Consider the following 15,098-nt stretch of genomic DNA (forward strand, 5'->3'; position numbering starts at 1 on the left):
ACAGCGCAATAGATTACATCAACAGTCATAATATTACCGAAATTAAAGCAGGAAATCAAAGAACTACTTCCTTGAAATCTGGGTGGTGACCGTTAATAACAGAATTTTCGCCAGATCATGGGGCCTGGCAGAAAAAAGCTGGTACCATACTTTTTTAGAAGATCCGGAAGGGCAGATCAGATGCGGAGAAGTAATTTTCAATATTAAAGCGCTCATTCCTGACGATCTTAAAGAACTTACATCTGACATTAACGAGGCTTATTTAACAAAATATAATACAGGTTCCAATCTCAAATATTCAAAAGGCATTATTGAGGCAAAACACGTTGAGAAGACGATGGAATTCATTACTTGCGAATAATAAAGCTGCAGATTACCGTAAATAATTCCCGTTGAAGACTTGTTTAGTAACTTGTATACTAAAACAATCTTTTGTACTTTTGATCCTTCAAACTGTGGGAAGCTACAGGGATAATTTATACTAAAATCAAACAAGAAACATGTCGTTACAACAAACAATTGAAAACATTTGGGATCATAGAGATTTATTACAGAATGAAGACAGCCAGAAGGCGATAAGAGAGGTTATTTCTTTATTGGATTCCGGAAAACTTCGTGTTGCTGAGCCTACGGAAAACGGATGGCAGGTGAATGAGTGGGTGAAGAAAGCCGTAGTAATGTATTTCCCGATCCAGAAGATGGAAACTATTGAAGTAGGCCCGTTTGAATTTCATGACAAAATTCCTTTGAAGAAAAATTATGCTGAAAAAGGAGTGAGAGTTGTACCGCATGCGATCGCCAGAGAAGGATCTTTCGTAGCTTCAGGCGTTATTTTGATGCCTTCTTACGTAAATATCGGGGCTTATGTAGATTCCGGAACAATGGTAGACACCTGGGCTACGGTTGGAAGCTGTGCACAGATCGGTAAAAACGTTCACCTGAGTGGTGGTGTAGGTATCGGTGGTGTATTGGAACCGTTACAGGCTGCTCCTGTGATCATTGAAGACGATTGTTTCATCGGTTCAAGATGTATCGTGGTAGAAGGTGTTCACGTAGAAAAAGAAGCCGTATTGGGTGCGAATGTCGTATTGACAGCTTCTACAAAAATTATTGATGTTACAGGGGATACACCAATTGAGATCAAAGGAAGAGTTCCTGCACGTTCAGTAGTAATTCCGGGAAGTTATACAAAACAGTATCCTGCCGGAGAATACCAGGTTCCTTGTGCATTGATCATCGGTCAGAGAAAAGAATCAACAGATAAAAAGACATCTCTTAATGATGCTTTAAGAGAGAATAATGTAGCCGTATAAGCTGTGTTTTCTCTAAATTTTAAAGATTGATTTTTAAAATTTATACAATAAACCCTGAATAGTCATTTAGGGTTTATTTTATTTATACCTTTAAACCGCTTAAAAAATCTTACTAAAAACATGAATATGAAGATTGCCTTCGACGCAAAACGTTTTTTTCATAATACGTCCGGATTGGGCAATTATTCAAGAGACCTGGTCAGGATTCTTTCTCAGTACTATCCTGAAAACGAATACCTGCTGCTGAACAAAAACCGTTCAGAAAGAGGAAAAGACATCTTCGAAAGACCCGATGTCCGTTTTGTGGAAACCTCAAAAGGAAACCTTTCCCGCCAGTTTAAAATGGGTAAGGATGCACAGAAGGTAGGCGCACAGATATTTCACGGTCTTTCCGGCGAGTTGCCTCTGAAATGGGGTAAAGAACCCATCAAAAAGATAGTGACGATTCATGATCTGATTTTTATGCGATATCCTCAATATTATTCCTTCTTTGACAGGAAAATACATCTGTGGAAATTTAAAAAAGCGGCAGCTTCTGCAGATAAGATCATCGCCATTTCGGAACAGACTAAAAGAGATATTATCACCTATCTAAAAGTTCCTGAAAACAAAATAGAGGTCATTTATCAGGGATGTCATCAAGCTTTTAAAGAACAGCAGTCTGATAAGTTTATTCAACTTACCAAAGAGAAATTCAATCTTCCTGAGCGCTTTATTTTAAACGTTGGAACCATTGAAGACCGTAAGAATCTGTTAAACATTGTCAAAGGAATCAGCGGAACGGAAATCCCGTTGGTTGTTGTTGGGAGAAAGACGAATTACTATAAAAAAGTAGAAGCTTTCATCAGAAAAAACAAAATGGAAAAACAGGTGCTCTTTCTGGAAGGAGTTTCCATGGATGAACTGGCTGTGATCTATAAACTGGCCGATATTTTTGTCTATCCGAGTTTTTTTGAAGGCTTCGGAATCCCTGTGATAGAAGCTCTTTTCTCAAAAACGGCAGTCATTACCAGCAACGTCAGCTGTCTTCCGGAAGCGGGAGGGGAAGACTCCGTTTATGTAGATCCGAAAAGTTTTGAAGATATCGGAGCCAAAATAAAATTTTTATGGGAAAATGAATCTGAAAGAAAACGCCGTGCAGAAAAGAGTTTCACGTTTGTTCAGAAATTTAATGACGAACCCATTGCAGCTCAGCTGATGGATGTCTACAAAAAAATTCTGTAAAAAAACTTTGCAGTTTAAAAATAAGTCCTACATTTGTACCACAATTCAAAACAATGAAACCGAATTTTTTAACACTTCATCATTATTATCATCATCTCTGCTAAGACGGAATTGGTTGATATAAACATGTGTTAAAATCAAAAATAATTAAAACCGTCTGAGTAAACAGACGGTTTTTTTGTTTCCCGGATTCTCCCGGAAATATCCAACAGATCAGTTTTCATTTACTCAGACCCCAAAACAATACAATGAGTAAATTAAAAATTGCGATCCAGAAAAGCGGCCGGCTCTACGAAGAATCTTTACAGCTCCTGAAAGACTGCGGGATCTTCGTCAACAACGGAAAAGACCAGCTGAAAGTCTCTGTAGACAACTTCCCCATGGAGATCATGTATCTCAGAAATTCAGACATTCCCCAATATCTTGAAGACGGAGTGGTAGATATCGCCATTATAGGTGAAAATCTTTTAGCCGAAAAACAAAAGAACATCCAGATCGTGGAGAAGCTTGGATTCTCAAAATGCAGAGTTTCACTGGCTGTTCCCAAAGAAGTGGAAACGGATGATCTTTCCTTCTTCCAGGGTAAAAAAATTGCTACCTCTTACCCCAACACCCTTAAAAATTTCCTTGACCGGGAAGGCATCACTTCCGATATTCACATCATTTCCGGTTCCGTTGAAATAGCTCCGAATATCGGTTTGGCAGATGGAATCTGTGATATCGTAAGCTCAGGAAGTACCTTATTTAAAAATGGTTTGAGAGAAACGGTGACCCTTCTGAAATCGGAGGCGGTTTTAGCAAAAACATCCGTACTCAATCCTGAAAAAGAAGGTATTCTCAATAAATTTCTGTTCCGTATACAATCCGTTTTAAGAGCAAAAAATTCAAAATACATCCTGATGAATGTTCCCAATGACAAGATCAGTGATATCGCATCCGTCCTTCCGGTTCTGAAGAGTCCAACGGTTATTCCTTTGGCGGAAGAAGGCTGGAGCAGCATTCATTCGGTGATTGATGAAGAAAGATTCTGGGACGTCATTGATGAGCTGAAAGAAAACGGAGCGCAGGACATTCTTATTATTCCAATCGATAAAATGGTTATTTAATGATGAAAATATACAGATATCCGGAAAGAAAAATCTGGCCAGACCTTGTAAAACGGCCGGTATTGAAGCGTGAAGAGATCTCAGAATTGATCGCGAAAATATTTGAAACAGTAGGAAAAGACGGTGATAAAGCGCTTATTGAGTTTAATAAAAAATTTGATAAAGCAGTAACTCCGGAAATTCTGGTTTCAGAAGTAGAAGTAGAAAATGCCGAAAACGAAATTTCTGAAGACTTAAAAAAAGCTATCAGGCAGGCGAAAGAAAATATTTCCAAATTCCACGCGGCTCAGATAACGGAAACAGAGAAAATTGAAACGGTAAAAGGCGTAACCTGCTGGAGAGAAAACCGTGCAGTAGAAAAGGTTGGGATTTATATTCCCGGTGGAACAGCCCCTTTATTTTCTACTGTACTTATGCTTGCTGTACCTGCCAATCTCGCTGGATGTAAGGAAATTATTCTTTGTACGCCTCCTGACAGTAGCGGGAATATTAATCCGGCTATTCTTTTCACGGCGAAACTCTGTGGAATTACTAAAATATTCAAAACGGGTGGCGCACAGGCTATTGCTGCCATGACTTTAGGGACAGAAAGTATTCCGAAGGTGTATAAAATTTTCGGACCGGGAAATCAGTTTGTGGTTGCTGCCAAAGAATATGCACAACGTTTTGGTGTGGCCATCGATATGCCGGCAGGTCCCAGCGAAGTTCTTGTTATTGCAGACAGTAAAGCTGTTCCAGAGTTCTGTGCCGCAGATCTTCTTTCCCAGGCGGAACATGGAAGCGACAGCCAGGTAGTTTTTATCACGACTGATTTCAAAATTTTTGAAAAAACCATTGAAGCCGTAGAAAAGCAGATCAAAAAGCTTCCTAGAAATGAAATGGCCCAACAGGCCCTGGATCACAGCCTTTTTATCGTGACTCAATCTATCGGGGAGGCTTTGGAATTTAGCAATCTGTATGCTCCGGAACACCTTATTCTGGCTTTGGAGGATTTTGAACAATACATTCCGATGATCAGCAATGCAGGATCTGTTTTTCTTGGAAATTACTCCTGTGAAAGCGCCGGGGATTATGCCAGCGGAACCAATCACACGCTTCCTACGAATGCCTATGCAAAAAACTACAGCGGAGTTTCTCTGGACAGTTTTGTTAAGAAAATCACATTCCAGCACCTTTCCAAAGAAGGTCTTAAAAATATAGGAAAAACCATCGAACTTATGGCAGAGGCAGAAGGTCTTATCGCCCACAAAAATGCAGTGTCTATCAGATTAAAATAATACAATGAAAGAATTCAATACCAATAGTTTAGTAAGAGAAAATATATTAAAATTACAGCCTTATATTAGCTTCAGGGATCACAATGAGTTCAATGCTCCGGTCTTGCTGGATGCTAATGAATGTCCGTTCGGGGAATTCAACAGATACCCGGATTCGTCTCAGAAAAAGCTTAAGAATAAATTAGCAGGCCTTAAAGGTCTTTCACCGGCACAGATTGCTATAGGAAACGGAAGTGATGAACTGATCGATCTGATCATTAAAATCTTCTGCGAACCTAAAAAAGATGCCATTCTGATGATGAATCCTTCTTTTGCGATGTATGGTTTCTATGCAACAGTGAATGAAAATGAAGTGGTTAAGCTGGATCTTGATGAAAATTTTGAAATTGTAAAAGATGATTTTCTAAAAATCACTCAGGAAAGGGAGATTAAAATTTTCTTCCTGTGTTCTCCGAATAACCCAACCGGAAACAGCGTAGAAGACATCGAATTTTTCATCCAAAATTTTAATGGTATTGTTGTTATTGATGAAGCATATATCGAATTTTCGGGAAACAGATCAGGGATTGAACTGCTGGCTCAATATCCTAATGTCATTGTGCTTCAGACTTTCTCAAAAGCATGGGGAACAGCAGGAGCAAGGGTAGGAACAGCTTACGCTTCCGAAGAGATCATCCGTTTTATCAATACGGTAAAAGCGCCTTATAACGTCAATTCATTGAGTCAAGAGCTTATTTTGAGTATTCTGGATGATGAAAATAAGCTTAAAGAGAACGTGGAAAATGTTTTACAGGAAAGATCTTGGCTGGAAGAACAGTTTAAAACTATTAAATGCATTGAAAAAGTGTTTCCAACGAATGCCAATTTCTTTCTGATCAAAATGAGAGACGGGAAAAAAGTATATGAGAAAATGCTTGAAGAAGAAGTTCTGACCAGCCAGAGAGCACCTGCGATTCCGGATTGTATCAGAATCAATGTAGGAAACCGGGAAGAAAATGAAAAGTTGATTAACGTTTTAAAAGGAATACCATCATGAAAAAAGTACTGTTTATAGACCGCGACGGAACATTGATCGTAGAGCCGCCGGAAGATTTTCAGGTAGATGCTCTGGAGAAGCTGGAATTTTATCCCGGGGTTTTTCAGAATCTCGCCAGAATTGTCAGAGAAATGGATTACGAACTGGTGATGGTAACCAATCAGGATGGCTTGGGTACGGAGAGTTTTCCTTTTGAAGATTTTATACAACCTCACAAAAAAATGTTGAAAGCCTTCGAAAATGAAGGAATTATTTTCAGTGATATTCTGATCGACAAAAGTTTTGAACATGAAAATCTTCCTACCAGGAAACCAGGAATTGGGATGCTTTCAAAATACATTTACGGAAAGTATGATCTTGAAAATTCATATGTAATTGGTGATCGAAGTACTGACGTTCAACTGGCTGTCAATTTGGAAACTAAATCTATTTATCTTAATGGAAACTTTAATGAAGAAGCGACGCTCAGTACAGACAGCTGGAGCGGAATTTATTCGTTTTTAAAACAGGAATCCAGAAAGGCAAAAGTCTACAGAAAAACGAATGAAACGGAGATTAATATTGAAATCGATCTTAATGGAACAGGAGTTTCTGAAATTTCAACCGGCCTTCATTTTTTTGATCATATGCTGGACCAAATTGCCAGACACGGAAATTTAGATCTTACAATCAAAGTGAACGGAGATCTTCAGGTCGATGAACACCACACGATTGAAGATACAGGAATTGCATTAGGAGAAGCTTTCCTAAAAGCGCTGGGAAACAAGAAAGGAATCGAGAGGTATGGTTTTCTGCTTCCTATGGACGATTGTCTGGCTCAGGCTGCTATAGATTTCGGAGGCAGACCTTGGCTGGTTTGGGATGTTGATTTCAAACGAGAAAAAATAGGAGATGTCCCTACAGAAATGTTTGTTCACTTTTTCAAATCATTTACAGATTCTTCCCGGTCCAATCTGAATATCAAGGCAGAAGGCGGCAATGAACACCACAAAATAGAAGCGGTCTTCAAAGCATTTGCAAAAGCTGTTAAAATGGCAGTCAATCAGTCCGATAGCAGTTATAATTTACCATCAACCAAAGGAAGTTTATAGATGATAGCATTAATAAAATACAACGGAGGAAATGTCAGTTCAGTCCAAAACGCACTGTCCCGACTGAATATTGAATCCATAGTGACCGATGATCCGGAACTGATTCTGAAAGCGGATAAAGTTATTTTTCCGGGCGTAGGAGAAGCTTCTTCCACTATGAAAGTATTGAAAGAAAAAGGGCTTGATACGCTTATTCCTACTTTAAAACAGCCTGTTCTGGGGATCTGCCTGGGGATGCAACTAATGTGTGGTGATAATGAAGAAGGAAATGTAAGGGGGATGGGAATATTTGATGTTGATGTTAAAAGGTTTCCACCGGAAAATCTGGTTCCCCACATGGGCTGGAACACGCTCTCGGATCTTAAAAGCCCCTTATTTTCAGGAATTGAAGAAACGAACGATGTCTATTTTGTACACAGCTATTACTGTGGATTGGCAGACTCTACCGTTGCGGTATGTGATTATATTCTGCCGTTCAGTGCAGCGCTGCAGAAGGATAATTTCTTTGCGGTACAGTTTCACCCGGAGAAATCGGGAATGGCAGGCAGCAGCATATTAAATAACTTTATAAAACTGTAAATGATGAAAATTATTCCAGCTATTGATATTATCGACGGAAAGTGTGTCCGTCTTTCAAAAGGAGATTATTCGACCAAAAAAATATACAGCGAAAATCCGGTGGAAATGGCCAAAGAATTTGAAAGCTATGGAATTCAGTTTCTGCATCTTGTAGATCTTGACGGAGCCCGGTCCAAACACATTGTCAATCAAAAGGTGTTGGAAAATATTGCCAGGGAAACATCGCTTCACATTGATTTTGGAGGCGGATTAAAAACCGGGAATGATATAGAAAAAGCTTTTAATTCGGGAGCAAAACAGATAACGCTTGGAAGTATTGCGGTACAGGATCCTGAATTCTGTTTTGAAATGATCCAAAAATATGGCAGTGAAAAAATTATTTTAGGTGCAGATTGTGAAAACCGAAAGATAAAAACGTCCGGATGGGAAGAGGAAAGTAATTTAGATATTATTGATTTTCTGTTGGATTACCAAGAAAAAGGAATGGTTCAGACCATTTGCACGGATATTTCAAAAGATGGAATGCTGGAAGGTCCTTCTTCTGATCTATATCAAGAAATCCTGATGAAAACAGCGATAAAGCTTACGGCAAGCGGCGGTATTTCGTGCATAGAAGACGTCCACAGAATGAAAGAAATCGGATGTTCGGGAACGATTATCGGAAAAGCGATTTACGAGGGAAAAATAACATTACAACAACTTCAGAATTATATTGAAAATGCTTAAAAAAAGAATTATTCCATGTCTCGATATCAAAGACGGGACAACGGTAAAAGGCGTCAATTTTCAAGGTTTACGCAATGCGGGTGATCCTATTGAACTTGCTGTAAAATATGAACAGGAAGGTGCAGATGAACTGGTTTTTCTGGATATTACGGCAACGGTGGAAGACCGGAAAACATTTGCCGGACTGGTGAAAGATATTGCGGCACATCTCAGTATTCCGTTTACGGTAGGAGGTGGGATTTCTTCTGTTGAAGATGTCAGAACACTTCTGGAAGCTGGCGCAGACAAGATCAGTATCAATTCTTCTGCCGTTAAAAATCCAAAACTTATCGAGGAACTATCGAAAGAATTTGGAAGTCAGTGCATCGTTGTGGCTATTGATACGAGACTTACTAATGGATCAGATCTCGTGTATGTCAGAGGTGGAAAACTAGCAACAAATTTAAATACTGTAGCATGGGCGAAAGAAGCGGTATCTTTAGGAGCCGGTGAAATTCTTCTGACCTCAATGGATGGCGACGGAACAAAAAACGGCTTCGATATTCGCATTACAAAGCTGGTTTCCGAGGCGGTCAGTATTCCTGTAATTGCTTCCGGAGGAGCTGGAAATGCAGATGACTTTGTTAAAGTGTTTAATGAGACGAAAGCTACGGGTGCATTGGCAGCCAGTATTTTCCACTTTAATGAAGTGCCCATTCAAGAATTAAAAAAACAATTAAAAACTCAAAAAATTCCTGTACGATGAAAATAGATTTTAATAAAGATAACGGCCTGGTCCCGGTAATTATTCAGGACAGCAGAACCCAACAGGTATTGATGCTGGGCTATATGAATGAAGAGGCTCTTGAAAAAACAGAAAAGGAAGGCATTGTCACTTTTTTCAGCCGTTCCAAAAATCGACTTTGGACAAAGGGCGAAGAATCCGGGAACTTCCTGACTGTTAAAAATATTAGTATAGATTGTGATCAGGATACGATACTCATTCAGGCGGTTCCGAAAAACACCGTTTGTCACACCGGAAGCTTCAGTTGTTTCGGAGAAAAAGAATCCAAAGGGTTTCTGTATGAAATTGAAGACAAGATAAGTGACAGAATAGACCGCAAGGCTGAAGATTCGTACACGTATTCGCTGTATCAGAGGGGAATTAACAAAATGGCCCAGAAAGTAGGAGAAGAGGCTGTAGAGCTTGTTATTGAAGCCAAAGATAGTAATGATGATCTTTTTAAAAACGAAGCCGCAGATTTGCTGTATCACTTTCTGATTCTCCTTAAGGCGAAAGGGTTTTCTATGGAGGATATAGAAGGAGTTCTTAGCGATAGGGATAGATAGAATATAGGAATTTAAAATTATTGTATCATAATTATTAAAAGAGATTGTCGGAAAGGCAGTCTCTTTTTAATTTTAATACGTCAGGTTCTGTCGTTACCTCGGTATATCTTTACCATAATAAATTTAATGATAAAGAAATTGGGTGTATGAATAATGCAGTGAGATATATTAAGAATGTAATAATATTCACATATCATAGATTTAATATTGTTTCGTATTGTTAAAAAATGTTAATTTTACAGCCTTAATTATAAAAACTAGTACTAATTTAAAAAACACAACAGATGAAGAAATTCTACTCTGGTGCATTGGTCTTATGCACGGTCTTTGGGCTGTCTGCCCAGGAAGTTTTATGGCAGAAAGATATCAAATCCTCTACACAGGATTTTCTAAGCCAGATTACGACAACCATCGATCAGCAATATTTAATTACCGGAAGCTCAATCCAGTCTTCTAAAATTCAGGAAGGAAATAAACAGAATAATGGCTATGACTTCCATGTGGTAAAACTCAACCAACAAGGAGAAGAGGTCTGGGAAAAATATTTCTCAGGACAGAACCATGATTATCTGTCGGCTTCAGTAGCCACCCAGGAAGGAGGATTTCTTCTTGCCGGAACTTCCTATTCCGGAAAAGGTTTAGATAAAAAAGAAGATTCCAAAGGCGGATCTGATATCTGGTTAATCCGTATCAATGAATTTGGGGATGAATTATGGCAGAAAACACTCGGAACTTCTTCTGATGAAGAAGCAAGATCTGTTATTCAAACAACAGATTTCGGGTTTTTTGTAGCTGGAAACGTCCAGAACTCAGCTAACGGGTATGGTTCAAAAGATGTTTTGATTGTAAAACTCGACAAAAACGGGAAAGAACTTTCTCAATCTATTTTAGGAGGAAAAGGCTTGGATGAAGTTGAAAAAATGATTCCTACCAAAGACGGTGGAGCCTTACTGGGGATCTATTCAAGAAGCACTACAGGCGGTTCAAAGAAAACCGAAAACTTTGGCGAAGGTGATTACTGGATCATCAAACTTAGCAAAGACGGAAAAATAGAATGGGAAAAGAATTTTGGTGGAAAAGGAGATGATCACATCAGAACACTGTCATTGACATCAGCAGGCTATTTGATTGGTGGCGAATCCAGATCCGAGAGATCAGGAAATAAAACTGTTGGCATTGAAGAAGGAACCGATCTATGGCTTATTTCATTGAACGAAAGAGGGGAAGAAATCTGGCAGAAAACCTACAATTTTGGAAACCGTGATATTCTGATGGGGACAAGTGTTATTCAGAGCCAGGATCGGGGAGCCAAGAACCAAGATGTGACCAAAGGAATTCTTTTGGGTGGTTATACCCAGGCAGAAGGCAAAATTGAGACTGATGATGAAACTTTTTGGATGCTCTATTTTAACTCTGATGGAAACGAGCAATGGAGAAAACATGTCAAAGGCGAATCCAGAAAAAGAGAAGAAAGACTTTCAGATATCAAGCTGAACAGGGATGGTTCTATTATTCTGGCAGGAACCAGTGCCGAAGAACTTGGCAAAGAGAACTGGAAGATTGTGAAGCTTGGAGATAAACAACTTGATCAGTTGATTGAAAAACAGGATGTTAAAATCTACCCGAATCCGGTTTCAGATTATGCTTATGTAGAAATAGGGTTTGATTTTAAAGAGGCGGATATTATGTTGTATGATATGGGTGGAAGACAGCTTCAGAGTTTGAAGACTAAGAATAAGGTGACGAAGATTAATACCCAGAATTTGATTCAGGGGGCTTATTTAGTTACTGTAAAAACGGATGTGAATAAAACGGCTAACGCTAAATTGATTAAGAAATAAACACAACTTATGAGAAAAGTAATATATGTAAGTATAATTTGCTGGATAAATTTCACCTATTTACAAGCTCAATCATCTAGTGAATCCCAAAAATACTTCAATAAGATATTACCCAGTTCACCAACCACCTCATCTTTAATGAAGTTTGAAGAGATACCAGTAGATAATTATACAGGTATTCCAAATATAAACATTCCTGTTGCAAATGTTAATATAGAAAATGATTTAAATTTAAATATAGAATTAAAATATCATCCTGCATCAATTGCTGTTGAGGAAAAAGCAAGTGACGTTGGATTAGGATGGAATCTAATTGCAGGAGGAACTATTACAAGGACTGTAAGGGGACTACCTGATGAATATATAAGTAATGTAAATAATAAAGAAAAAAGAGGAATATATCAGAAAGACGAAACAAATTTTCCTAATAGATATAACCAAGTACAAGAAATTCTTAAAAATGGAAATCTTGGATTTGATAATCTAGAAAGATATGATAAGTATAATGAATTTGCTTGGCAGGCTTTTTTGAAAAATACTTATGATACCGAATATGATTTATACCAATATAATTTTTTTGGAAATATTGGTAGATTTATTATCAAAAGAAAAGAAAATGGAGAATTTGTAGTAAAAAATCTTGATCAAAATAATTTGAAAATTATTGTTACTAATAATTCTAATTTTGAACCAATAGGATTTTCTATAACTGATGAAAAAGGTTATATATACATATTTGAAATAATAGAAAAGTCTGATTCTAATGACGTTGTATTTACATCTGGTTATGGTAATATCGGAAATTCATCGATTTCAAGAACAATAGAATATAACAGCGCTTTTCATTTAAACCAGATAAAAAATACAAATAATGTTCCTTTGGTTATAATTTCATTTGAAGAGCCTAGCAAAGAAATTGTTATAATAAATAGTGGAAGTACATATAGCTTTTTTGGATCATCGGGTTTTTTAGAAGTAATTAGAGCAAAGCAATGTGAAGAAGAAGTTTTTCCATATTTTAAACCAACCGACATATCAAGTATTAATCAAATCATAACTTATACTCGCAAACTTAAAGAAATTAATATTATAGATAAATCTTTAATAAAGTTTGAATTTGAAACTGGAAGAGAAGACTCTAATTTGCATAATCCTTCTCAATCTAAAGTTTTAAAAAAAATAATTATAAATGATATTAATTCTAAAGTATCTAAAAGCTATGTTTTACAACACTCCTATAGAGAAAGTATTTACAAAAGACTTTTCTTATCAGGAATTAATGTATTAGCCCGAAATAATATACCTTTATTTAACTACGAATTATTTTATAAAAGCATGCCCGATTCTGAACCTATCAATGTACAGGATACTAAATTAGGAAAAGACTACTGGGGATATTTGAACAAAAGGCCAAAATATTATTTTTCAGGATATTATAGAGAGGTTACTCCTAGTTTTACTGATGTTGATGTACTGACAAAAATAAAACTTCCGACCTCGGGACAAATTGAATTTAATTATGAAAATAATACTTATTCATATAATTCTGCGTATGAAAATATAACTGAAACTTTAACTAATTGGGATGAGAATATTAATAATTGGGATGAAAAAGAAATAACATTAGAGTATAATAAAAGTGATAAAGATTTAGGAGTAAAAAAACAAATTTTCACATTACAAGAAACGACAAAAGTATATTTTTTAATAAATAATAGCTTCGGTCAAAACAATCCAAGCGACTGGAGATATATTTTGTATAAAAACACATCTTCAGGCCAAGTTACAATACCATTAGTTCAATTCACAGGAATAGAAGATCCAGATACAACAGATAAAAAGATTATTGATTTAGAACCAGGACAATATACTTTACAATTTAGTTCTGTTGATTTAAATTTCAATAAACCTTTCACTTCAAAAATCAATATTTTTTATAAAGAAAAACATTTAAGGGAAAAGTATCAATTGGCTGCTGGGCTAAGGATAAAGGATATTTCTTATAAGGATCAAAATATTGTTTCTAAAAAATTAGAATACAATTATCAAGATTCGGAAAATAATGAATTAAGCAGTGGGTCTTTAGTTATTCCTAAACCTATATATGATTATGTAGAAACTTCAAATAAAAAAGGAATTAGATGTGTTATAAGGAGTTATTCGGGTATACCAATTGATATAGTTGATATAGAATCTCCTGATTATTATGTTACAACAACAAATAATATAGTTCCTGTACAAACATCAAAAGGTGATATTGGATATAAATATGTTGCGGTGAAGGAAGATGGAAAAGGACAAATAAATTCAACTTATACTTCTCCAATTGAGATTCCTAATAATTATACAAAATCGACCTCACCTCCAATTTTATATTTGGAATCTCCTGATTATAAAAGAGGCTTACTTAAAAATGTAAAAAAAATAGATATTAATGGAAAAACTTTGGAAAGCACGGCAAACGAATACTCATATAATGATACTATTGAGAACGTAGGTATTATGTATTTCAGAACATCAATTCCCATTTCCGAATACTATTCTTTATTTAATAATTACAAAGACTTCACAGATCATATAAGGGGCTGTGGACAGCATTCATTACCAGCTCACTCTAATACAATTAGATATGTAGGAGCAATTGAAAAATTTTATGATACTACATCACAATGTGCTTTTTATAGTGGTGAGGCGCCAGGTTTAATTACATTTAAACTTAAAAATGAAATTGTTGGAAAAGCAAATTTAATTACACAAGATGAATCTGCATTTTTCTCTAATCAGAATGTAATTAAAACTTTAAAAAACATACAATATAATGTATTAAACTATCCAATTAAACAAACTATTATTAGCCCTGATAATACTATAGAAGAAACCTCTTACAGTTATGCGCACGAAAAAGGCAACCTGTTGATGATCAGTAAAAATATGGTTGGTATTCCATTGGAAACAGAAACGAAACAGACTATTGGAACTTCAACAAAAACACTGTCGAAATCAGAGACTTTTTATCCTTTAAGCCAAGCTGAAGCTGATACAAAAACATCAGGATTGGTATTACCTACTTCAGTATTATCTTATGATCTTCAAACTCCTACATCTGCTTCTACTGAAATTACTTACGACAAATATGATTCCAAAGGTAACCTTCAGCAATACACCACTAAAGATGGTATTTCAACAACAGTTATTTGGGGTTACAATCAGTCCCAGCCTATTGCTAAAATAGAAGGAGCAAAATTATCAGATATCTCACAAACATTGATGGACAGTATCGTTAATGCATCTACTAATGATGCCCAGCTGGGTACTGATGCCTCAGAGCAGTCTTTAATTTCAGCTTTGGATATTTTCAGAAATAACTCTGCGTTATCAAACTATCAGATCAGTACCTATACTTACGATTCTTTAATCGGAGTTAAAAGCATTACCCCGCCGTCAGGGATCCGGGAAATTTATGTTTATGACACAGCTAATCGATTGAAGGAAGTAAAACAGCTGGATAAAGATGCTGCAGGAAATCCTGTATACAAAATAGTTAAAGAATATAAATACAACTATAAAAATTAACAC

12 protein-coding genes and 1 pseudogene are annotated in these 15,098 nt (G+C 36.5%); all 13 read left to right on the forward strand.

The window, feature by feature from the left end:
• Nucleotides 1–73 precede the first annotated feature (73 nt).
• Nucleotides 74–361: pseudogene (locus QF044_RS07555) on the forward strand (DUF2255 family protein); the annotation flags it as partial.
• A gap of 139 nt (nucleotides 362–500) precedes the next feature.
• Nucleotides 501–1,313, forward strand: a complete 813-nt coding sequence (locus tag QF044_RS07560; RefSeq protein WP_307265625.1) for a 2,3,4,5-tetrahydropyridine-2,6-dicarboxylate N-succinyltransferase — start codon at nucleotides 501–503, stop codon at nucleotides 1,311–1,313.
• Between the two features lie 126 nt (nucleotides 1,314–1,439).
• Nucleotides 1,440–2,537 carry a glycosyltransferase family 1 protein gene (locus QF044_RS07565; protein ID WP_307265626.1) on the forward strand — a complete coding sequence of 366 codons (1,098 nt, stop codon included), beginning with the start codon at nucleotides 1,440–1,442 and terminating at the stop codon, nucleotides 2,535–2,537.
• Between the two features lie 248 nt (nucleotides 2,538–2,785).
• Nucleotides 2,786–3,643 carry an ATP phosphoribosyltransferase gene (gene hisG, locus QF044_RS07570; RefSeq protein WP_307265628.1) on the forward strand — a complete coding sequence of 286 codons (858 nt, stop codon included), beginning with the start codon at nucleotides 2,786–2,788 and terminating at the stop codon, nucleotides 3,641–3,643.
• On the forward strand, nucleotides 3,643–4,920 hold the full coding sequence (gene hisD, locus QF044_RS07575) for a histidinol dehydrogenase (protein WP_307265631.1): 1,278 nt from the start codon (nucleotides 3,643–3,645) through the stop codon (nucleotides 4,918–4,920). Before hisG ends, hisD begins: the two co-directional genes overlap by 1 nt.
• Nucleotides 4,921–4,924: 4 nt before the next feature.
• Nucleotides 4,925–5,956, forward strand: a complete 1,032-nt coding sequence (hisC, locus tag QF044_RS07580; protein ID WP_307265633.1) for a histidinol-phosphate transaminase — start codon at nucleotides 4,925–4,927, stop codon at nucleotides 5,954–5,956.
• The gene (gene hisB / locus QF044_RS07585; protein ID WP_307265634.1) at nucleotides 5,953–7,047 is read left to right on the forward strand and encodes a bifunctional histidinol-phosphatase/imidazoleglycerol-phosphate dehydratase HisB; all 1,095 of its coding nucleotides are present in this window, start codon (nucleotides 5,953–5,955) and stop codon (nucleotides 7,045–7,047) included. Before hisC ends, hisB begins: the two co-directional genes overlap by 4 nt.
• On the forward strand, nucleotides 7,048–7,626 hold the full coding sequence (gene hisH / locus QF044_RS07590; RefSeq protein ID WP_307265636.1) for an imidazole glycerol phosphate synthase subunit HisH: 579 nt from the start codon (nucleotides 7,048–7,050) through the stop codon (nucleotides 7,624–7,626).
• 3 nt (nucleotides 7,627–7,629) lie between these two features.
• Nucleotides 7,630–8,352 (forward strand): 1-(5-phosphoribosyl)-5-[(5-phosphoribosylamino)methylideneamino]imidazole-4-carboxamide isomerase, encoded by a 723-nt coding sequence (gene hisA, locus QF044_RS07595; protein ID WP_307271969.1) that lies wholly within the window; start codon nucleotides 7,630–7,632, stop codon nucleotides 8,350–8,352.
• A complete protein-coding gene (hisF, locus tag QF044_RS07600) occupies nucleotides 8,345–9,097 on the forward strand; it encodes an imidazole glycerol phosphate synthase subunit HisF (RefSeq protein ID WP_307265638.1) in 753 nt (250 codons plus the stop codon). The genes hisA and hisF overlap by 8 nt, the downstream gene beginning before the upstream one ends.
• On the forward strand, nucleotides 9,094–9,681 hold the full coding sequence (gene hisIE, locus QF044_RS07605; protein ID WP_307265640.1) for a bifunctional phosphoribosyl-AMP cyclohydrolase/phosphoribosyl-ATP diphosphatase HisIE: 588 nt from the start codon (nucleotides 9,094–9,096) through the stop codon (nucleotides 9,679–9,681). Before hisF ends, hisIE begins: the two co-directional genes overlap by 4 nt.
• Before the next feature lie 284 nt (nucleotides 9,682–9,965).
• Nucleotides 9,966–11,522 carry a T9SS type A sorting domain-containing protein gene (locus QF044_RS07610; protein WP_307265643.1) on the forward strand — a complete coding sequence of 519 codons (1,557 nt, stop codon included), beginning with the start codon at nucleotides 9,966–9,968 and terminating at the stop codon, nucleotides 11,520–11,522.
• Between the two features lie 9 nt (nucleotides 11,523–11,531).
• Nucleotides 11,532–15,095: a hypothetical protein gene (locus tag QF044_RS07615; protein ID WP_307265644.1), complete on the forward strand. Its 3,564-nt coding sequence runs from the start codon at nucleotides 11,532–11,534 to the stop codon at nucleotides 15,093–15,095.
• The last annotated feature ends 3 nt before the right edge of the window (nucleotides 15,096–15,098 follow it).

The organism is Chryseobacterium sp. W4I1, assembly GCF_030816115.1.
Classification (GTDB): domain Bacteria; phylum Bacteroidota; class Bacteroidia; order Flavobacteriales; family Weeksellaceae; genus Chryseobacterium.